The 19,019-nt window shown below is 55.0% G+C and carries 16 protein-coding genes; 11 read left to right on the forward strand and 5 right to left on the reverse strand.

Going from position 1 to position 19,019, the window contains the following annotated elements; translation table 11 throughout:
- Nucleotides 1-159: 159 nt before the first annotated feature.
- The 3 genes from rhlB (at nucleotide 160) to K0J45_RS01760 (ending at nucleotide 5,670) form a co-directional block, all read left to right on the forward strand.
- Nucleotides 160-1,467 (forward strand): ATP-dependent RNA helicase RhlB, encoded by a 1,308-nt coding sequence (gene rhlB / locus K0J45_RS01750; protein ID WP_220043993.1) that lies wholly within the window; start codon nucleotides 160-162, stop codon nucleotides 1,465-1,467.
- Nucleotides 1,467-2,399, forward strand: coding sequence for a Ppx/GppA phosphatase family protein (locus K0J45_RS01755; protein ID WP_220043994.1), 933 nt, complete (start codon nucleotides 1,467-1,469; stop codon nucleotides 2,397-2,399). The genes rhlB and K0J45_RS01755 overlap by 1 nt, the downstream gene beginning before the upstream one ends.
- A gap of 337 nt (nucleotides 2,400-2,736) precedes the next feature.
- Nucleotides 2,737-5,670, forward strand: coding sequence for a TonB-dependent receptor (locus K0J45_RS01760; RefSeq protein WP_258406742.1), 2,934 nt, complete (start codon nucleotides 2,737-2,739; stop codon nucleotides 5,668-5,670).
- 54 nt (nucleotides 5,671-5,724) lie between these two features.
- Here the strand turns inward: K0J45_RS01760 and K0J45_RS01765 are convergent, their stop codons facing one another.
- Both K0J45_RS01765 and K0J45_RS01770 read right to left on the reverse strand, forming a co-directional pair.
- Entirely contained in the window at nucleotides 5,725-6,261 is a 537-nt protein-coding gene (locus K0J45_RS01765; RefSeq protein WP_220043996.1) for a thioredoxin family protein, read from the reverse strand.
- 229 nt (nucleotides 6,262-6,490) lie between these two features.
- Nucleotides 6,491-7,069: a nucleoside triphosphate pyrophosphohydrolase family protein gene (locus K0J45_RS01770; RefSeq protein WP_220043997.1), complete on the reverse strand. Its 579-nt coding sequence runs from the start codon at nucleotides 7,067-7,069 to the stop codon at nucleotides 6,491-6,493.
- Between the two features lie 417 nt (nucleotides 7,070-7,486).
- Here K0J45_RS01770 and nhaC point away from each other — a divergent pair, with 417 nt between their 5' ends.
- Nucleotides 7,487-9,007, forward strand: coding sequence for a Na+/H+ antiporter NhaC (gene nhaC / locus K0J45_RS01775; protein ID WP_220043998.1), 1,521 nt, complete (start codon nucleotides 7,487-7,489; stop codon nucleotides 9,005-9,007).
- A gap of 125 nt (nucleotides 9,008-9,132) precedes the next feature.
- On the opposite strand, the gene K0J45_RS01780 is transcribed toward nhaC, so the two are convergent.
- The 3 genes from K0J45_RS01780 to K0J45_RS01790 are packed head-to-tail and all read right to left on the reverse strand — an operon-like array spanning nucleotide 9,133 to nucleotide 12,139.
- Nucleotides 9,133-9,741: a TlpA family protein disulfide reductase gene (locus tag K0J45_RS01780; protein WP_220043999.1), complete on the reverse strand. Its 609-nt coding sequence runs from the start codon at nucleotides 9,739-9,741 to the stop codon at nucleotides 9,133-9,135.
- Entirely contained in the window at nucleotides 9,738-10,187 is a 450-nt protein-coding gene (locus K0J45_RS01785; protein ID WP_258406743.1) for a cytochrome c-type biogenesis protein, read from the reverse strand. Before K0J45_RS01785 ends, K0J45_RS01780 begins: the two co-directional genes overlap by 4 nt.
- Nucleotides 10,187-12,139: a heme lyase CcmF/NrfE family subunit gene (locus tag K0J45_RS01790; RefSeq protein WP_258406744.1), complete on the reverse strand. Its 1,953-nt coding sequence runs from the start codon at nucleotides 12,137-12,139 to the stop codon at nucleotides 10,187-10,189. The genes K0J45_RS01785 and K0J45_RS01790 overlap by 1 nt, the downstream gene beginning before the upstream one ends.
- A gap of 473 nt (nucleotides 12,140-12,612) precedes the next feature.
- On the opposite strand from K0J45_RS01790, the gene K0J45_RS01795 reads away from it, so the two are divergent.
- From K0J45_RS01795 to K0J45_RS01825, 7 genes are all read left to right on the forward strand, one after another.
- Entirely contained in the window at nucleotides 12,613-14,652 is a 2,040-nt protein-coding gene (locus tag K0J45_RS01795; protein ID WP_220045192.1) for a cytochrome c3 family protein, read from the forward strand.
- Nucleotides 14,653-14,733: 81 nt separating this feature from the next.
- Complete coding sequence (locus K0J45_RS01800) at nucleotides 14,734-15,159, forward strand: rhodanese-like domain-containing protein (RefSeq protein WP_220044001.1); 426 nt, start codon at nucleotides 14,734-14,736, stop codon at nucleotides 15,157-15,159.
- An 84-nt stretch (nucleotides 15,160-15,243) separates the two neighbouring features.
- Nucleotides 15,244-16,029: an FKBP-type peptidyl-prolyl cis-trans isomerase gene (locus tag K0J45_RS01805; protein WP_258406745.1), complete on the forward strand. Its 786-nt coding sequence runs from the start codon at nucleotides 15,244-15,246 to the stop codon at nucleotides 16,027-16,029.
- 28 nt (nucleotides 16,030-16,057) lie between these two features.
- Nucleotides 16,058-16,750: a tetratricopeptide repeat protein gene (locus K0J45_RS01810; protein ID WP_220044003.1), complete on the forward strand. Its 693-nt coding sequence runs from the start codon at nucleotides 16,058-16,060 to the stop codon at nucleotides 16,748-16,750.
- A 60-nt stretch (nucleotides 16,751-16,810) separates the two neighbouring features.
- On the forward strand, nucleotides 16,811-17,515 hold the full coding sequence (locus K0J45_RS01815; RefSeq protein WP_041406878.1) for a 4Fe-4S dicluster domain-containing protein: 705 nt from the start codon (nucleotides 16,811-16,813) through the stop codon (nucleotides 17,513-17,515).
- 2 nt (nucleotides 17,516-17,517) lie between these two features.
- Nucleotides 17,518-18,465: an NrfD/PsrC family molybdoenzyme membrane anchor subunit gene (nrfD, locus tag K0J45_RS01820; RefSeq protein WP_220044004.1), complete on the forward strand. Its 948-nt coding sequence runs from the start codon at nucleotides 17,518-17,520 to the stop codon at nucleotides 18,463-18,465.
- Nucleotides 18,466-18,520: 55 nt separating this feature from the next.
- A complete protein-coding gene (locus K0J45_RS01825) occupies nucleotides 18,521-19,009 on the forward strand; it encodes a nitrous oxide reductase accessory protein NosL (protein WP_011864160.1) in 489 nt (162 codons plus the stop codon).
- Nucleotides 19,010-19,019 lie beyond the last annotated feature (10 nt).

Raw genomic sequence — 19,019 nt, forward strand, 5'->3', positions numbered from 1 at the left:
TTAGGGTGCCATTGCTGGTTTGTTAATGGCTTAACCTGTATATTGGGTCTGAAATTCGCTTTTCAAGAGTTATTCGCGGCTTTCAACGGTCTTTTTTTATTAGCCGTTATTTCAAACGATCGAGTTCCTTATTGCAACCCTAACTGGTATGCTTGCGCTATGAGCGAAACACATTTAACTAATCAAAAGTTTGCCGACTTTTCTCTGCATCCAGAGATACAACAGGCACTAGTCGAAAGCGGCTTTGAATATTGCACGCCTATCCAGGCATTATCATTACCGATTTTACTCGAACATAAAGATATCGCAGGCCAAGCGCAGACGGGTACAGGTAAAACCCTGGCTTTTCTGGTCGCCACCTTCAATCATCTGCTAACCACACCTATCCCCGACGGACGTCAACTCAATCAGCCAAGAGCCATAGTGATGGCACCGACCCGCGAACTGGCTATTCAGATCGCCAAGGACGGGGAGCTGCTGGCGAAACATACCGGCCTTAAGGTGGGTATTGTCTACGGCGGCGAGAGCTACGAAGTGCAGCGCAAGGTGTTGGACAAGGGCGTCGATATCCTGATCGGTACCACTGGTCGTATCATAGATTATGTGCGCCAGGGGGTGATCAACCTCAGCGCCATTCAGGCGGTGGTGTTGGACGAAGCCGACCGTATGTTCGATCTCGGTTTCATCAAAGATATCCGCTTCCTCTTCAGACGTATGCCAGACGCCAACGAGCGTTTGAACATGCTGTTCTCGGCGACTCTGTCGATGAAGGTGCAGGAGCTGGCCTACGATCACATGAATGATCCCGAGAAGGTCGAGATCGCGCCAAGCGAGAAGACATCTAAAAACATCACCGAAGAGATCTTCTATCCGTCGATGGAAGATAAGATGCGTCTGCTGCTAACCTTGATCGAAGAAGATTGGCCAGAGAAGGCGATCGTATTCTCTAACACTAAACACAGCTGTGAAAACCTCTGGGCTCACCTAGAGGGTGACGGTCACCGTGTTGGTTTGCTTACCGGTGATGTACCGCAGAAGAAACGTATCCGTATTCTCGAGCAGTTCACCGAGGGTCAGCTGGATATCCTGGTCGCCACTGACGTTGCGGCGCGCGGTCTGCATATCTCAGACGTGTCTCATGTCTATAACTATGATCTGCCCGATGACTGTGAAGACTATGTACACCGTATCGGTCGTACCGGTCGTGCGGGTCAGAAAGGGGTCTCTGTCAGTTTCGCTTGTGAAGAGTACGCCCTGAACCTGCCGGCTATCGAGCACTATATTCAACATAGTATTCCTGTGACTAACTACGACAGCGAAGCGCTGCTCGATGATATTCCGCCACCAGTGCGCATTCATCGTAAGCACTCGCCACGTCCTACAGGCCGTTCCGGTGGTGGTAAGCCACAGGGTGGTCGTCCAGGTGCTCGTCCAAGACGCCACGATAGGACCCGTAGACACAGTTAATGAAGCACTCTGGCGTCAGTCCCTTGTATGCGGCCATTACCTTAGGCTCGAATAGTTTCAATATGCTGGTGGCGCAAACCCGCGCCGGCAAGCCGACCGTAGTGGCCAAGTATAAGCGCAAGGTACGCCTTGCCGAGGGGATAGGCGCTGATGGTGTGCTCTGCCCCGAGGTGTTTGACCGCGGCTTGGATTGTCTGCAGATGTTTTCGCAGATGCTGGACCGCGAGGGGGTGAGTCGTGACAATATTGCCGTCATCGCCACGGCGACGCTGCGCAGTATCAGCAACGCAGACGCCTTCTGCGAGGCTGCCTTACCTATCCTGGGGCAACCCATAGAGATCATCTCCGGCCTGCGAGAGGCTGAGCTTATCTATCAGGGCATGGTCGCCACCACTGTGGGTGAGGGGCGACGCCTGGTGATCGATATCGGCGGCGCAAGTACCGAGTTCATCATAGGCGATGGCAATAAGGTGCTGCTTAAGACCAGCCTTCCCATGGGCTGTGTCACCTTCAAGGATAAGTTCTTCAACAGCTTCCCATTTCAACAACTGGATTTCGATGCGGCCCAGAGCCAGGTCGAGACCGCCCTGGGTGACTATCGCAGGCAGCTGACCGATTATGGCTGGCACTGTGTGGTTGGCGCCTCGGGTACGGTACAGTCTGTGGTCGAGCTGCTCAATGATCGTGGCGTCTCCGCCACCATTACCCCGGCAGTACTTGCCGATCTCAGGGGTGAGGTGCTGGCACAGACAGATGAGAGCCTGCGAGACATTCGCGGCCTGCATAGCGAGCGCGCGCCCACCTTCGCCGCTGGCTTAGCTATACTATCTGCCCTGTTTAATCTGCTCGACATTCAATCCCTCAATCTCTCCGGCGGCGCCCTGAGAGAAGGCGTGCTGCATCAACTTGCCCAGCGAGTCTTGGCCGCCTAATTCTGCCTTTTATCGGCGATAGCCAACATTTAGATGGCACCCTTCAAGTTCGTAATTTCTTACCTCTTGCTAAGCAGTATTTAAATTATCTAAATATTTTCATATGTTTATCTAATTTCTCTAGCCTTCTTATTCTCAGCATCTCTACATGAAGATCTTTTGTATATTGAAGATTGTATAAAATATGTCTTTTGTGTTATGTTTTTGTTGCGTTCAGGGGCCGTACCCATAAAACACCACATTCATCGCCCTGAATGTCAGCAAAATAATAAAGAGAAGGGAGATAAAACTTATGTCAGGAAGTAACGCTACTAGGCGTTTTGTCCCGAGGAAAACCTTGGCGGCAATCGCAGTCGGCTCGGCGCTCATGCTGTCTGCGCCCGCCGCGATGGCGGCCGATGGTCTGGGCACAATTAAAGGGCACATCACGAGTTCTGTCGGCGCAGATGTTAATAACGCCAAGGTGATCATTCGCCACGAGAGCAAGGGTATAGTCAAAGAGACCACCACAGGTGCCAACGGCAGCTTTTCATTGAAGGGCCTGCCCATAGGTAACTACACCATCACTATCGTCAAAGATGGTTTCTACCAGGTACAAGAGCAGCATGTAGCCGTGACCGTAGGTAACGCCTTGACCTTCGATGTGGCGCTGGATGCCCAGAACAACGAAGTTGAGCGTATCGCGGTGACAGGCGCCCGCATCAGTCGTGTCGATACTTCGAGCACCACTAACTCTCAGGTGATCTCTATCGAGGAGCTTAATCAGCTGCCGGTAGAGTTAGACTCCACCTCAATCGCATTGTTGAGCCCTGGCGCGGTCGCGGGTGATAACGGTTTCGGCGGCGTCGCCATCGCCGGTTCTTCGGTGGCCGAGAACGGCTACTATCTGAACGGCCTGAACATTACCGATCTGCGTAAGGGGATGGGCGATATCGATCTACCTTGGGAGGCGATCTCGCAGACCGAGGTACAGACTGGCGGCGTGTCGGCGGAATATGGCCGTTTCATCGGTGGTGTGGTCAACCTGGTGTCTAAGTCGGGTGACAATGAGTGGAAGTTCGGCGCCAAGGCCGAAGTCGCCCCGGATGCCCTGGCCGAACCGGTGCCGCGCATGAAAGATGACGGCAGCATAGAAACCGTATCCGATGCCTATTGGCAGGAAACCGAATATAACCTCTGGGCGTCTGGCGCCCTGATCGAAGACAAGCTCTTCTTCTACGGCCTGTGGAACCCCTATGGCGAGGAGTCGACCGCCTATGGTGAGACTACGCTGCGCGACAAAGAGTGGGACACCAATCGCTGGCTTACCAAGGTGGACTGGTTTATCCATGAGGATCACTCTATCGGTGTGATGGCCTTCAGCAACGAAGGGGATTATGCCAGCACCCAGTATCGTCGCAATGACGACGGTAGCCGTGGCGACGCCATCGGCCTTACCGAAAGCACCTATGGCGGCATCGGCTGGAACGCCCAGTACACGGGTTATTTGACCGACGATATTACCCTGTCGGCCATGTATGGTGAGATCACTCAATCGACCAAGGACAACTCGGGCACCCTAGATCAATCCACCTATGAAGACTACCGCTCGGGCAGCTATCAGCGTCTGGGTGACTGGGTCGGCTATGGTTCGTCTGAGACAGAAGATAAGCGTATCACCTACCGTATCGATCTGGACTGGGTGATTGGCGACCATACCCTGCGCGCCGGTTATGATTATGAGCGTCTCGAGATCGCCGACTTCTACACCCCACACGGTGATGGCTGGTATGAGTATTACACCGCCGGTGCCGATAACGCCTACGGCCTGGCCGAAGGCACAGAGTATGCGGATCTGCGTATCTGGGGTAAGGCGAGTGAGACTGAAAACGTACACACCGCCCTGTATGTGTCCGATACCTGGATGGTCACCGATACGGTAACTGTAAACGCTGGCGTGCGTTACAGCGAGTTCAGTAACACCACAGGCTCTGGCGACAAGTACGTCGACCTAGATGGTCAGTTTGCGCCGCGTCTGGGCGTGACCTGGGATGTGATTGGCGATGGTTCGAGCAAGGTTTACGCCTCTTATGGTCGTTACTTCCAGCCGGTATCACCTAACACCAACCTGCGTATGGCTTCTGCGGCCTACGATTCGCATATCGTCAGCCATCTTAATGGCGTGAACGCCGACGGCTCGCCTATTCTGGGTGATGAGATCTCTCGCCGCGTGGTGGCCGACGGCACAGTGCCCGATGCCGACCAGTTGTTTAACAACAAGGCCGGTTCCATGTATTCGGACGAGTTTGCCCTGGGCTTCCAGCAGCAGCTTAACGATGACTGGGCCGTGGGCATTCGCGGTGTCTATCGCGACCTGAAGCAGTCGATCGAAGACGTCTCCTTCAACTACGGGATGAACCAGTGGATCAAGGAAAACTATGATTCTTCCTGGTATGCCGGTAATGGCGAGACCAGCGCCGAAGACTACTTCGTCGGTGGCTGGTTCCCGACGCTGACCAACCCAGGCATAGGCACAGAGATTAACTATGATGTCGACGGCGATGGCGTGAAAGAGACGGTTAACGTGACCGCAGATCAGATGGGCTTCCCTAAGGCGACTCGTACCTATAAGGCAGTTGAGCTGAGCTTTAGCGGTAACGTGACCGAAGACTTTACCCTCAACGGTTCCTATACCTGGTCTAAGAGTGAAGGTAATACAGAGGGTCTGGTGCGTTCGGACAACGAGCAGGCCGATCCGGGTTGGACCACCTCGTTCGACTATCCTGAGTTGATGGACAATGGCGATGGCTATCTGCCTAACGACAGACGCCACAACTTCAAGCTCTATGGTGTGTATCACATCACGGATGACTTGAGTGTCGGTTTCAACTCTTACCTGCAATCGGGTCGTCCGATCAATGCCTTCGGCTTGCATCCGGCGGATCAGGGTTACTGTGTGAAGGCTATCGCCATCGACGGTACCTGTTATGGTCGTGACTGGTACGGCGCTTCCTCTTTCTACGCCAATGGCGAGGCGGCACCGCGTGGCAGCATGGGACGCACAGACTGGGTCTACAACATAGATCTTAACCTGTCCTACACCATGGACTTCGATACGGCGGGACGCCTGAACTTCAAGTTGAACGTGTACAACCTGTTTAACTTCGACGGTATCACAGGTGTGGATGAGCAGTATGAGCTAGACAGTGGCGATAAGAACATTCGCTACGGCTATGCCGACAGCTTCCAGACACCAAGGTATGTACGAGCGTCGGTACGCTACGACTTTTAATCTTTAGTCAGATCAAAAAAGGCCGCAATTGCGGCCTTTTTTATTGATGCGGGTTTAGTCGAGGATCTTCGCCAGATCCACCTCGAGTGAGGTTTCTGGGCGTTCGACAATACGGCCAATCTCCTTGTCATCCTGCTTCACGATGAAGGTTGGGATGCGGGTAAAGTCATACTTGGCAGCTAGGCCTTCTGGGTCGAGTTTCTTACGATCCACCCCTATGTAGGTCACCTTGATGTTCGGGTTGTTGGCCGCTTCCATGATGCGGATGAAGCGCGGCGTCTCACGGTGACAATCTGGGCACCAGGTACCTATGATGACGACAATCTCGGTCGGTGTCTGCAGCTTCTTGATTGGCTCGATGGCAGCCTCGTCGACCTGGTAGCTCTTATAGCCCTGGGTGAAATCATCAAGCTCTGTGACTAAGGTTTGGGCTTGTACTTCGCCGGTCAGTATCACTTCCTGTTTCTCCTCACTGCAGGTGGCGATAAAGCCTTCCTGCTTTTCATCGAATGCACAGCCATTATTTGCCAGTGCCTGAGTGCTAAAGAACAGCGCTGTGGTGGCAAGTAATGCTTTAATATTATTGGTCATAAATAGTACCTCAGGCCCATAGACAAAAACCAGAATTGAGAATTCATTTCATTCTGATGCTATTCAATCATCTAAGTTGCACCGAGAGTAGCGCGAATGCGGCGAGCTGTTAACTGGATCACGCCATGACGCTTCGCTTGGCGCAGGGCTTCACACATTTGTCGCTAAATTGCAGAAATTTTCTGCGCTCGGCAACAAGGTGTTAACCCTGCGAGCCACCTATTGCTGATTAGGCGGTGACCAGCTTGGCCAGATCGGCCGGGCGATAGTAGACAGACTTGAGCACCTTGCCCTGACGCACCACTTTGCCAGCCATCTCCACATCCTTGGCGCACTTGGCGATGATGAAGTCGCCCTTGCGGCTGCCGACGATCTCCACGCCCTGCTTGGCATAGTGGGCTATGGTCTCTTCCAGTTCCTGCTCGTTACGGCACACCTTGCTCATGTTGCTCGAATGCACCTCGTCCCAGCAGCGGATGAAGTCGATGTCGCGGTTCTTGGCGACATGCAGCAGCAGATCGATCACATAGCTGATCTCCAGGCGATCACTCATCTGTGTGGCGCCGAGATGCACCAGGCGGCCCATGAGTACATATACGGAGTCGACTATGGCATCGGCCTGCTCGACGCGGCTATCGGCCTCGGCCAGCTCGGTCAACTCCTCGATGGCGAGCGAGGTGTGCAGGGTATCGGCCTGCTCATCCAGGCTGGTCTCATCTTCGATAGGCAGATCGAAGGTGGAGCGGAACTGGTGGATGTCGCGGTAGAGGTGGTCGTAAAGGGGCTGATCGAGTGCGGTCAGTTTCATCTGTGTGCCTTATGGGTCTTGAATGTCTATATGCGTGGCGGCAATTTTAATTTAACCGGTCGCTAATTGAAAGTTAGCTCCCTTATACCGGCTGGGTTAGAGACATACGAGCGCGAGAATAGGGGATTACCTGCTATCTGGGTGACTTTTTTCCCATGATGAAAGCCAGCGATATATGTGGATATCCTGCATAACCAGTCTCAAAAAGCTGCTCTTGGTGAATTTGTACGCTTTATTGGACATAAGCCCTTTGGTCTCATGGCGTTGATATGCCCGCCCGGTCTGGACTGGATTGTTAAAAATGTGTAACTATGTTTGACCCGTCTGGCGATGAAACGGCCCATTCATAGTTTAAATGGCTAGTCTGATCGCCGGGGAGAAGAATAGGAAACCCCATAATTATAATAAGGATTACCCATGACCTCTCATCAGCAGTCGCCAGAACAGCCTGGCAGAGATTCGAGTCCCGCGTCCGCTAAACGCCACAAGCAGCCGACGCTACTAGATGCCCTGATCCCCATTATCGCCCTGGTCTGTATGTTAACGGCCTCTGTGTATCTCTTCTCGTCCGACAGCTCCTATGGCGCCAACCAGATCGCCCTGATCATGGCGGCCTGTATTACTCTGGTTATCGGGGTGAAGAACGGCTACAGCTGGAAGGAGATGGAGGCGGGTATCGTCAAGAGTGTCTCGCTGGCCACAGGCGCCTTGCTGATCCTGTTTTCGGTCGGCTCCCTGATCGGCACCTGGATCTTGGCCGGAACCGTGCCGACCATGATCTTCTATGGTATGAAGATCTTAAACCCAGATTATTTCTATGCCGCCTCCTGCCTACTGTGCGCTGTGGTGGCCCTGAGTATCGGTAGCTCCTGGACGGTCGCCGGCACCTTAGGCATCGCCCTAATCGGTGTCGCCGGTGCCATGGGGCTGAGCGTCGAGATCACCGCCGGCGCCATCATCAGCGGTGCCTACTTTGGTGACAAGATGTCGCCCATGTCAGACACCACTAACCTGGCGCCCGCGGTTGCCGGCAGCGAGCTGTTTGGCCATATTCACCACATGGTGTGGACCACGACTCCGAGCATATTGCTTGCCCTGATAGGCTTCCTGTTTATCGGCCTTAACAGCGACAGCAGCGGCGTGGCGACGGATCTGGTCGCGACCATGGCGCGTATCGAGACCCAGTATCATCCCGGCCTGCATCTGCTACTGCCCCTGCTGGTGGTGTTAGTGCTGGCCTACAAGAAGTTACCTGCCTTCCCGACCGTGATTCTGGGTACCCTGGCCGGCGCCATCTGCGCGGCGTTGTTTCAGTTCGACGGGGTGATCAAGTTCGTCAACGACGACAGCCTGCCGACTATGGTCGCCCTGGTGAAGGGGATCTGGGTTGCCATGTTCGATGGCTATACCGCCAACACGGGTGATAAGACGCTCGACAGCCTGCTGAGTCGCGGCGGCATGAGCAGCATGGTCAATACCGTCTGGTTGATCCTCTGCGCCATGGCCTTCGGCGGCGTGATGGAAAAGACAGGTCTGCTGCAGCGTCTGCTGCAAGGCGTGCTGCGTCTGGTGAAATCCAGCGGCAGCCTGATCATCACCACCCTGGCGAGCTGCATCGGCGCCAACTTGATCACGGGCGATCAGTTTATTGCCATCTTGCTGCCGGGTCGTATGCTCAAGGTCGAGTATGAGAAGCATGGTCTGGCGCCGGTTAACCTGAGCCGCGCTCTGGAAGATTCGGCCACCATCACCAGCCCCTTGGTGCCCTGGAACACCTGTGGCGCCTACATGGCTAGTACCTTAGGCGTGGCGACCATCGCCTATCTGCCTTTCGCCTTCTTTAACCTCATCTGTCCTTTCGTCAGTGCGGCTTATGCCTACTATGACTTTAAGATTGAGCGGCTCGATGAGAGTGACGGTGTGGAGGCCGTGGCCTAGCTTTATCGCCCAAGCAGCTTTGTTTGGTGTTAGAAGCATAAAAAAATCCGCCCGGCGAAATCACTGGCGTCGTGCCGGGCGGGAGCAATAAAGTGATGGTGGGTGGTGCCTAAGGGCGCCATTGCTTAATGAAGATTAGGCCGGGCATATTTGGCGGTGAGTTGTTCCAGATAGGGCTGTACCGCCTTATCGCCCCAGTCTAGATAACCTCTTAAAAATCCGATTAAATTCCCCTCGCCGTCGAAGGCGTAGGTGGCGGGCACTATGTTGGCCGGCAGCATCTTTTCCACCTGCCGCTGAGGATCGATCAGCGTGGGGTATCCCGCCAACTGGTGGCGAGCCAGAAAGGCACCCACCTCGTCATGGGCCTCGTCGATGGACAGGGGCAGCACCACAAGATCTTTGTCGAGATTGTCCCGTCTTATCTTATCCATCATGGGGATCTCCTTGATGCAGGGGGCGCACCAGGTGGCCCAAAGATTGATTAAGACCAGCTTGCCCCGGTAGTCGCTTAGCCTGACCTGCTGGCCGCTGAGATTCTCGAATGTGGCCTCGTCGACCCGGCGGGCGCTGGTCATCTCCACGAAGCGCGACATGATCATCGGCTTTGGCAGGTTCTCTCCCGTGTCATACACCTTGGCGCTCGGCATCACGGCCAGGGCGTTGCCTGTCGGTGTCATTAAACTTAGAGCGGACAGGATGAGGCTGAGCAGGACAAGTCGTGGTTTTCTCATGATCTATCTTCCTGAGAGGTGTTAAAGGATGCGGCGCCAGCTGTCTGCCTGAAATACCAGAATATCGCTAGAGCCAGCAGGCAGAGCGGCGCGAAGAACAGCAGGGCGGTGCCGGCACTTAGGCTGGGCATATAGCGGATACGCTCGCCGTAGCGGGCCACCATGAAGTCGACTATCTCATCGCTCGTCTTGCCCTGCTCCAGCTGCAGATAGATCTCCGCCTTGAGCTCGTTGGCTATCGGACTCTGGGAGTCCAGCAGGCTCTGGTTGGTGGACATGGGGCAGCGCAGGCCAGAGGCGATCGCTATCGCCTGATGCTTAAGTTGAGCGGGCGTGCGCCATCGAGGGCTTCCATCTGTTTCTGCTAGCGGCTGGGCTTGGGCGTGAGTTGGTCCAAGGCTGCAGGCGAGTGCGAGCAAGAGTAATATCCAATATCCTTTCATCATCAGGCTCCCTTTACTGCCAGTTGCGGCGAGGGCGCTCGAGACAATTGGTGCACCTTGCGTGGCAGCAGCAGGCTCAGGCCGGCAAGCATCATGATGAGGCCGCCTATCCAGATCCAACCGATCAGGGGTTTGTGGCTGATGCGGATCAGAAACTCCTCCTCGCTCAGCCTATTGCCCATGGAGATATAGAGATCGGCAAACAGGCTGCGATGGATCCCGGCGGCGGAGATCTGCATGGCGTTGCTGTTAAAGGTCTGACGCTGGGGATAGAGGTAGGCAAGATGCTGCTCGCGTCTGTCTCTCACCTCTATCTTGGCCTGAAGCGCACTGTAGCTGGTGTGGGAAACGGTTTCGGTCGCCCGGTAGATAAAGGTATAGCCCGCCACCTCCTTGCCTTGGCCCGGCCCCATTCTGAGTAGCTCCTCCTGTTGAAAATAGCTGGAGCAGGTGGCCCCAAGTATGCTCAGGGCCACACCCAGGTGAGCAAAGCACATGGCGTAGTAGCGCCTGTTATTCCCAGGGCCTGTGAACGTCGCCAGGCGTTTATGCAGATAGAGCCCAGTACAGCCAAGCAGCCAGAGGCAGGCGAAGCTGCCAAGCAGGAAGTGGGCAGCAAACTCTGTCAGCAGCAGAGTATTGAGAGCGAGGCTGATAAACAGGCAGATAGCTGCCAGCGCCGTTAACTGTCTTAGCATGCCAGGGTTTGATACTTGCCAGCGCATCAAAGGCGCGGCGCCCATGACCAGACAGATAAGCCAGGTCAGCGGGATGAAGAGGCTATTAAAGTAGGGGGCGCCTACCGAGATGTTCTGACCGCTTGCTACCTCATAGAGCAATGGATAGCAGCTGCCCAGCAAGATGGACATGGCGGCGACCAGCAATAAGAGGTTGCCCAGCTGCATCAGACTTTCCCGGCTCAGCATATTGCCATCTATCTGTCTGTGCAGCCTGGGGAGGCGGTGCAGTAGCAGGGTAAAGCCGCAGATAGAGACCAGGGCAAATAGGGTCAACATGGCGCCACCGCGCAGGGGATCGGCGGCGAAGGCGTGAACCGACTGCACCACGCCAGAGCGCACCAGGAAGGTGCCCAGCAGGCAGAGACTGAAGCCTAAGATTGCCAGAAACATGCTAGTGCCATGAAACCTGTCTCGACGCTCGCCCAAGATTAATGAGTGCATCAGAGCCGTGGCAACCAGCCAGGGAATAAAGGAGGCATTTTCCACCGGGTCCCAGAACCACCATCCGCCCCAGCCCAGCTCGTTGTAGGCCCACCAGGAGCCGAAGGCGTTGCCGCCGGTCAACATGGCCCAGGCCAGTATCGCCCAGGGGCGCATCAAGCGGCAGTGCTGTTTCAGCGGCTGACTGTTATCCAGCAGGGCGGCGATGGCGGCGGCGAAACAGACCGCCAGTCCCACATAGCCGATAAAGAGTAGCGGCGGATGCAGAATCAAGCCTATGTCCTGCAGTATGGGGTTGAGATCCCGCCCCTCCACCGGGATGCCGGGTAGGAGCCTGGCGAAGGGATTCGATCCTATGAGTAAGAAGGCGATTAATCCGGCCTGGATGGCGCCCAGCACGGCGTGGAGGTAGTGAAAAAATGGGGCTTTGCCGTGTTTTAGGCTAATCACACTGCTCCAGATCCCCATAACGGCGACCCAGAACAGCATAGAGCCTTCGTGGCCACCCCAGACGGCGGCTAGCTTATAGAGGCTGGCCAGCTGGGTGTTGGAGTTGTTGGCCACATAGGCCACGGAAAAATCGTTGCTGAGAAACAGATAGGCTAGGATAAACAGGCTTGTCATCTGCGCCAGGCTATTAAGGCGAATAAAGAGGGGCTGGTAAGGCTTAAGCCTGAGTTTGACCCCGCAGACAGGCATGACAGGGCTCATGGCCGTGAGTAAACACAGGGTCAAGGAGATAATAAGAAGTAGTAAGCCAATTTCCGCTGTCATGATCTCGCCTTCAGCCAAGGGGACCAAGCTACTCATCTATTTGCTGGTGATGGATAAGCCTGGTCTGTCTCTGTTTTGGCCTCACCTTAGGCGAACTCCCAAGCGGATTCTGTGAGCTAAAGCAGGGTCCGTTTTACCCGTTTTCCCGCTCAATATTTTTCATAACTCAAAAAGCCACTTGAGCTTTTTTGAGATCTAAAAATGTCGCTTTTAAAACTAAAAAATCACACGTGAACACGTCTTAAGCCTCTGTTTAAATTGATTTTATATCTGTTCACAACTCACGAAAAATTCCGTGTGCGCCAGCTCAACTTTTTTCTTCTTTGTCTGTGAAAAATACTGAAATTGCTCAGTTGTATAAGTCGTTCGGTTAACGATTAGGTTTATTCCAATTAATTCCCGCCAGCGAAAAGGATGAGCTGATTTGGAATTAAACATAAACAGATAAAACTAAAAATATTTAGGAGTGAATGATGAGACGATGGAAACACAAGGTAGCCTTAAGTGCGCTATTTTGTTTCGGTGCCATTGCCAATGTGAATGCCGCTGGTGGTAAATACAACAGCGTGCCCGAGATGGGCAAGACCGCCAAAGAGGCGATAGCAAACTATCAGGGCACGGAACAGGTTAATGGTGTTAAAACCCTGCAAGACTATATTGTTCAAGAAGCCGAGCTATTTGATTTCCTGTTTGAAAACCACCCTATGTTCAAATATCAGGAAGCGGGCAATCTGGTCGGCGACTATCACATCAGTGACCGGGGTGAAGAGTATCTGGATACTGGTCACAGCCCCGAATACAGCAAGAAGGCGGGCAAACCCAGAGCGGTACAGTACCGCCTTGGCGCCAAGTCGATTCTGGATTATCCCAACAACTTCGTCGGCCCAGAAAAGTGCGCCGAGTGTCACGCGACTCAATATGAGAAGTGGAGCCGTTCCCGTCACGCCAAGACGATCCGTTTCCCCGGGGATCATCCCGAGGTGGATAACGATCTCAACAAGACAATGTACGGCACTAAGGACACCTCTATTCTACCCGACGGCATCACGCCGGATGTGATCTATGCGACCGTGGGTACGCCCAGAACCAAGTATGGCTTCATCGATGCATGGTTAGTGCGCGGTTCATACCATATCGAGGGTGGTTTGCTTAAGGATGGCACGGGCAAGATGGTGGCCGGTGCCAACCAGTTCTCACGTGGCTGGGCCGAGTGGCTGACTCCCGAGATGGCCAAGAAGATCAATGCGGTGATCCCTGAGTTCCCAACGACCCTGGAAGCCTATGGTGGTTCAGGCTCTCACCAGTGGGGCATGAGCTCCTATGGCGCCAAGTATCGTAAAGAGATGCTGTTCCAACCCGCCAGCTCCTACTGTGAGGTATGCCACACCTTCAAGTTCGACTTTAAGACCAAGCAGGAGTACTTCGACGCCCTGGGCGATCCTAAGAAACTGCAGGAACACACCATCAGTAAAGGGATCGCCTGTGAAGAGTGTCACGGCGCTGGCGGCCACTTAGATGGTGGTACCGGCGGCATGCAGTCTAACTGCGAACGCTGTCACCAACGCTTCCAGTACGACCCTGCCATGGCCGAAACCCCTGCCGCCCAGGAGAAGCCCGAGCTGGCCTTCGGCGTGAAGATGAAGTCGCTCTGTCCTTCTTGTGGTACCGAGGGCTCGCAGATGTATGGCTCGGCGCACTACGAGAAAGGGATGCGTTGTACCACCTGTCACGATCCTCACGAGGTTACAGACGGTACTTGGATGTCAGGCATCACTAAGCCTAAGTTGAAGACAGACTGTAAGGACTGCCACGAGGCGCAGACTGTGATTGCCAGCAACACAGACACCCACGCCAACCAGACCTGTCAGAGTTGTCACATGCCTAACATGGGCAGCTGTGAAAACTTCAAGGCGATGCAGTTCCCCGATCAGGCTGGCTTCGATGCGGTGCGTAAGTCGCACATGTGGAAGATCGATGTCGATCCTGAGCGTAAGACACTCAACCCGCCAGAAGGTCAGCCAAGGATCCAGGGACCTAAGGGTGCCAAGGGCTGGACAGTGGCCAAGAACGAAGAGGGTCGTACCTACCTGGATCTCATGTGGTCTTGTGCCCGCACCTCTATCTCAGATCACGACGTAGTGGAAAACAAAGGTTGTCATAGCCAGTTCCAGTCTGAACTCGAGACAGGCCTGCACTACAAGGATCAGCTGGAGATCTACGGTGAAGTGATGAAGTGGCAGAAGCCTATTAAAGAGGTCTTCGGTCAGGTTGAGCAGGCGCTGGTGCGTATCGATCAGCTGCTCGAGGTCACTAAGTTGTCTACCGAAGACAAGACTCAGGTGCTGATGCTGGCCGAGAAGGCACAGGCCACAGTGGATCTGATCAAGCAAGACGGCTCTTGGGGTGTCCATGGCTTCCGTTACAGCCAGAAACGTCTCGATGCGGCCCTCACCTATGTGACTCAGGCGCAGAAGATCTTAGACGGCAGCGGCTATTCGGCCAAGGCCCACTAAGTCTCTGACACCTGGAGATATCTAGGTCAATCACTAACCACCCGGCGCCTTTCCGGCGCCGGGTATTAGAGGAGAGAGAAGATGAAATCCAAACTAGGGCTATCACTGGCACTGCTGCTGGGACTAACCCCGCTGTGCAGCCTGGCGGGCGGCGGTGCCGAGATGGCACCGGCGCACAGATACGAGCATAGCCTGCATACCATCAGCCTGGCCGAGGCCGAGGCCCTGCTGGCTCAGAAAGATGTCTACTTCTTCGACGTCAACACCTTAGAGCTGTGGGCCGAGGGCTATATCCCTGGGGCCGTCTACTTCAATGTCGATAACTGGAAAACCCTGCTGCCCGAGGATAAGGCGGCGCGCATGGTGTTTTACTGCGCTAATCGCCTCTGCAATGCCAGCGAGATAGCGGCCCATCAGGTGATGAAGCTGGGCTACACCAATGTGATGCAGATGCACGATGGCATCTATGGTTGGCGCCTGTCGGGAAGAAGTGTTGAAAAACCATAACAAACAAAGTCTTGCCTGATTTTTTGAATAATAGGCATTTTGAACAATAGACCTTTTGAGCAATAGATGATTGAGAGTGTGAATATGAAAGCGAATCTACTGAAATCTTGTCGTGTCACCACCTTAGCCCTGGCCTGCACCTGGTCATTCTTTGCCGCGGCAAGCGAGTCGCCCCAGGAGGTCGAAGATGCCTCCTATGCATTGGGGGCCTCTGTCGGTCATTACATCTCGGGCAAGATCTATAACCAGGTCGACCTGGGCGCCCAGGTTAAGGTCGATACCGTGATCCAGGGGGTGATAGACGCCCTCAAGGGTGAGGGCAAGATGTCCAACGAAGAGATACTGACTCATCTCAACGCCCGCGCCGAGTGGCTCAACAACGCCAGGGCCGCCAAACTCGAAGCCTTAGCCAGCAAGCATCAGGCCGAGGGCCAGGCCTACCTGGCGGCCAACCAGGCTAAACCTGGAGTCAAGGTGACAGAATCGGGTCTGCAATATGAGGTGATTAAACAGGGCGACGGCCCTAAGCCGGTCGAGTCGGATGTGGTCACTGTGCACTATGTGGGTAAGCTGTTGGACGGCACCGAATTTGATAACTCTTATGAGCGCGACGAGCCCAACCGTTTCGCCCTGCTGTCGGTGATCGACGGTTGGAAAGAGGGGATCGCCCTGATGAATGTGGGCTCGACTTATCGCCTGACTATTCCTGCCGAGCTGGCCTATGGCAAGGAGGTCGTCGGCGTGATCCCGCCTGGCTCGACCCTGATCTTCGACGTCGAACTGCTCAAGATGGAGGCGCCCGGCGAGAACGCCCACGGCATGGGCCTCAGCGGTATGGGCATGGGCGGCATGATGGGCATGGGCCACTAGTTTAGGTTATCGGCAGTAGGTGCTTGTTATGAATAGTTTAGTGTTCGCCATGGCGGTAACCCTGGTCTGTTTTATTGCGCCCATCTGGCGCCACTATTTCATCCAAGAGGCTAACGCCCTGGCTGGCGATGCGACCATCCCTGCTAGGAAGCAGACCCTGACACCTATTGTGGTGACAGGCATGCTACTGCTGATACCACTCACTCTTTATGGCCTGCTGGGCCGCTTCAACGACTGGCATATCGGCCAGGTCGACGAAAACATCGACTACCTGATCGCCGCCGACATCAACAAGAATGCGCGCATCTTGGATGACACGCCCCTAGACAGGCTGGCCTTGCTCAACCTGGCCAATGCGTACGCCGAAGGGGGACGCTACGGCGAGGCGGTTGATACCTTAGACAAATTACTGGCAATAGCGCCCGACGCCGAGCTGTATGGCATGAAGGCGACGGCGCTCTATTACCGTGATAACCGCGCCATGAGCCTGGAGGTTTCGCTTGCGATATCTCAGGCACTGGCGCTCGACCCCGAGGAAGTGCAGTCACTACTGCTGATGGCTACCCACGCTTATCTGAATAGGGATTTTCAGCAAGCGATCGTCCATTGGCGGCAGTTACTGGACAGCGATAACCCCAACATAAACCGAGCATCGATTAACAGTGCGATTGTCAACGCTGAGCAGAAGATGGCTAACCGTACCGTGACTGCATCTGAGTAAAAGTCACCAAAATGAAAGATTCAATGAGGTCGGCATGCGTGCCGACGGATGGAGGATGCTGTGAGTGAAAATATAGAGAGACGGAGGTTCCTGAAATGCTTAGGAGCCGGCTCTTTGATGTTGGCGCCCTTGGGGTGCAGCGTTAAGGAGCAGACAGCGCAAGATGCTGCGCCGCACTATGTGATGGTGTTCGATCAAAACAAATGTGTGGGGTGTGGCGGCTGTAAGGAGGCCTGTAACAAGGCCAATAATCTGCCCGAGGGACGTTCGCGGGTGTTACTGGAGCAGCAGTCATCTGCCGTTGCCGGGCAGGCTTGTCCGCACTGCGGCAAGACAGACTGTGACTGTCAGCGTAAGTATGTGCGGGTCTCCTGTCAGCAATGTCAGAACGCCCCCTGTGTGTCCGTGTGTCCCACAGGTGCGGCCCATAGGGATCCTAAGACGGGCATAGTGACCATGGACGCCAGCAAATGCGCCGGCTGTAAATACTGTATCGCCGCCTGTCCCTACAACGCTCGCTATATCAACAGCGAGACCGATGTGGCCGACAACTGCGACTTCTGTCTGCAGAGCAAGTTGGCCAAGGGAGAACTACCGGCCTGCGTGCAGGAGTGTCGCTACGACGCCCTGGTCTTTGGTGACGCCAACGACCCCAACTCTTATGTGAGTCGCCTGCTGGCGGTGAAAGATTCGGTGCGGGTCAAGGCCCATTTGGGCACGGAGCCGAGCCTACGTTACATACCTATCGTTAAGTTGGGGGTATAGAGATGGACGGAACACTCGAATTTACTATGGGCCTCTCGGAAGGGGTCGCCTGGCCCTGGCCCATCGCCGTTTACCTGTTCTTCGCCGGTATCTCGGGCGGTGCGCTGTCGGTCGCCCTGTTTATCCGCTTTTATAAGCAGCAGAGCGCCAATACTCCCTTCCTCAAGGCATCGGCGCTGATCGCCTTCGTCACCATCGCCCTGGGCATGCTCTGCCTGGTGCTGGACCTGACCAATCCGCTGTTCTTCTGGCGCATCTTGGTCTACTACAATCTCAACTCAGTGATGTCGGTCGGGGTGATCGCCCTGTCTGCCTATATTCCGCTGGTGGCCTTGATCGCCCTGTTTGCGCTTGAGGAGGAGATACGTCGACTGCCTATGCTGGCGCCGCTGCTACCCTTGATCGACAAGCTCAGACCCTGGCGTCGTAGCTGCGAGGCCTTGGTGTTGGTGCTGGCGCTGGCGGTATGTGCCTATACGGGCTTCTTGATCTCGGCGCTCATCCGCTTCCCCATCATCAACACTTCTGTGTTGCCTGCCCTGTTTGTGGCCTCTGGCCTGTCGGCCGGCGCCGCGGCGGCCAAGATGCTGGCGGTGGGGCTGTTTAAGGAAGACAGACACAGCAGCGACATGCAGATTCTGCACGGCGCCGAGTGGCCCATCATGTTTGCCGAAGCCCTGTTCCTCTTCATGATCATCATGTCGCTGGTGACAGGTAATGCCGGTGCCCAGAGCGCCTTCGAGGCCTTCCACACAGGCAGCTGGTCCATGGTGTTCTGGCTGGGTGTCGTGGGTGTGGGATTCGGCGGCCCCTTGCTGCTGAACTTCGCCACCGGCGAGCGCTTTAGCCATTCCTCTCAGGCCTTCTACCTCTCAGGCCTGTGCGCCGTGAGCGGCATGATGTGCCTGCGGATGTTTATCCTCTACGCCGGTCAGAACTTTACCATCTGACCATCTTGCTCAGCCCCTGGGTGACAGGGGCTGATTACCAGTTATAGGAGTCATAATGAGAGCCTTTATCTTCATCTTTATCAGCGCCTTGTTTATCTCGGGTTGTGGCGCCGCCGAGAGCGATACCCACAACCACGACGGCTTAGTGATAGGCAACCACGAGCGCTGCCACATGTGCGGCATGATGGTGAAGCAATACCCAGGCCCTAAGGGCAGTCTGGATCTCAAGGGTAACGAGATGCAGCCCAAGTTCTGCTCGACCCGGGATATGTTTATGTTTGCCCTGCAACCCGAGAATCGCCGTCAGGTCGAGGCGCTCTGGGTGCACGATATGGCGGCGACCGATTGGCAGCATCCGGAGGATGAGCATTTTATCGATGCCACCAAAGCCTGGTATGTCTATGGCTCAAACCGCAAGGCGGTGATGGGCGTTGCCGTGGCGCCTTTCTCCACTCTGGCCGCGGCCGAGGCCTTCGCCCAGCAGTATGGCGGCGCGGTATTCGAATATGACGAGATCACCCTTGAGCTGCTGTCGGCAAAATAGGCAACGCCTG

The organism is Shewanella alkalitolerans (assembly GCF_019457575.1).
Lineage (GTDB): Bacteria > Pseudomonadota > Gammaproteobacteria > Enterobacterales > Shewanellaceae > Shewanella > Shewanella loihica.

What these genes read in the sequence shown, in the direction of transcription:
- rhlB (WP_220043993.1), top strand. Translation starts at nt 160, where the DNA reads ATGAGCGAAACACATTTAACTAATCAAAAGTTTGCCGACTTTTCTCTG.
- K0J45_RS01755 (WP_220043994.1), top strand. Translation starts at nt 1,467, where the DNA reads ATGAAGCACTCTGGCGTCAGTCCCTTGTATGCGGCCATTACCTTAGGC.
- K0J45_RS01765 (WP_220043996.1), bottom strand. Translation starts at nt 6,261, where the DNA reads ATGACCAATAATATTAAAGCATTACTTGCCACCACAGCGCTGTTCTTT.
- K0J45_RS01770 (WP_220043997.1), bottom strand. Translation starts at nt 7,069, where the DNA reads ATGAAACTGACCGCACTCGATCAGCCCCTTTACGACCACCTCTACCGC.
- nhaC (WP_220043998.1), top strand. Translation starts at nt 7,487, where the DNA reads ATGACCTCTCATCAGCAGTCGCCAGAACAGCCTGGCAGAGATTCGAGT.
- K0J45_RS01780 (WP_220043999.1), bottom strand. Translation starts at nt 9,741, where the DNA reads ATGAGAAAACCACGACTTGTCCTGCTCAGCCTCATCCTGTCCGCTCTA.
- K0J45_RS01785 (WP_258406743.1), bottom strand. Translation starts at nt 10,187, where the DNA reads ATGATGAAAGGATATTGGATATTACTCTTGCTCGCACTCGCCTGCAGC.
- K0J45_RS01790 (WP_258406744.1), bottom strand. Translation starts at nt 12,139, where the DNA reads ATGACAGCGGAAATTGGCTTACTACTTCTTATTATCTCCTTGACCCTG.
- K0J45_RS01795 (WP_220045192.1), top strand. Translation starts at nt 12,613, where the DNA reads ATGAGACGATGGAAACACAAGGTAGCCTTAAGTGCGCTATTTTGTTTC.
- K0J45_RS01800 (WP_220044001.1), top strand. Translation starts at nt 14,734, where the DNA reads ATGAAATCCAAACTAGGGCTATCACTGGCACTGCTGCTGGGACTAACC.
- K0J45_RS01805 (WP_258406745.1), top strand. Translation starts at nt 15,244, where the DNA reads ATGAAAGCGAATCTACTGAAATCTTGTCGTGTCACCACCTTAGCCCTG.
- K0J45_RS01810 (WP_220044003.1), top strand. Translation starts at nt 16,058, where the DNA reads ATGAATAGTTTAGTGTTCGCCATGGCGGTAACCCTGGTCTGTTTTATT.
- nrfD (WP_220044004.1), top strand. Translation starts at nt 17,518, where the DNA reads ATGGACGGAACACTCGAATTTACTATGGGCCTCTCGGAAGGGGTCGCC.
- K0J45_RS01825 (WP_011864160.1), top strand. Translation starts at nt 18,521, where the DNA reads ATGAGAGCCTTTATCTTCATCTTTATCAGCGCCTTGTTTATCTCGGGT.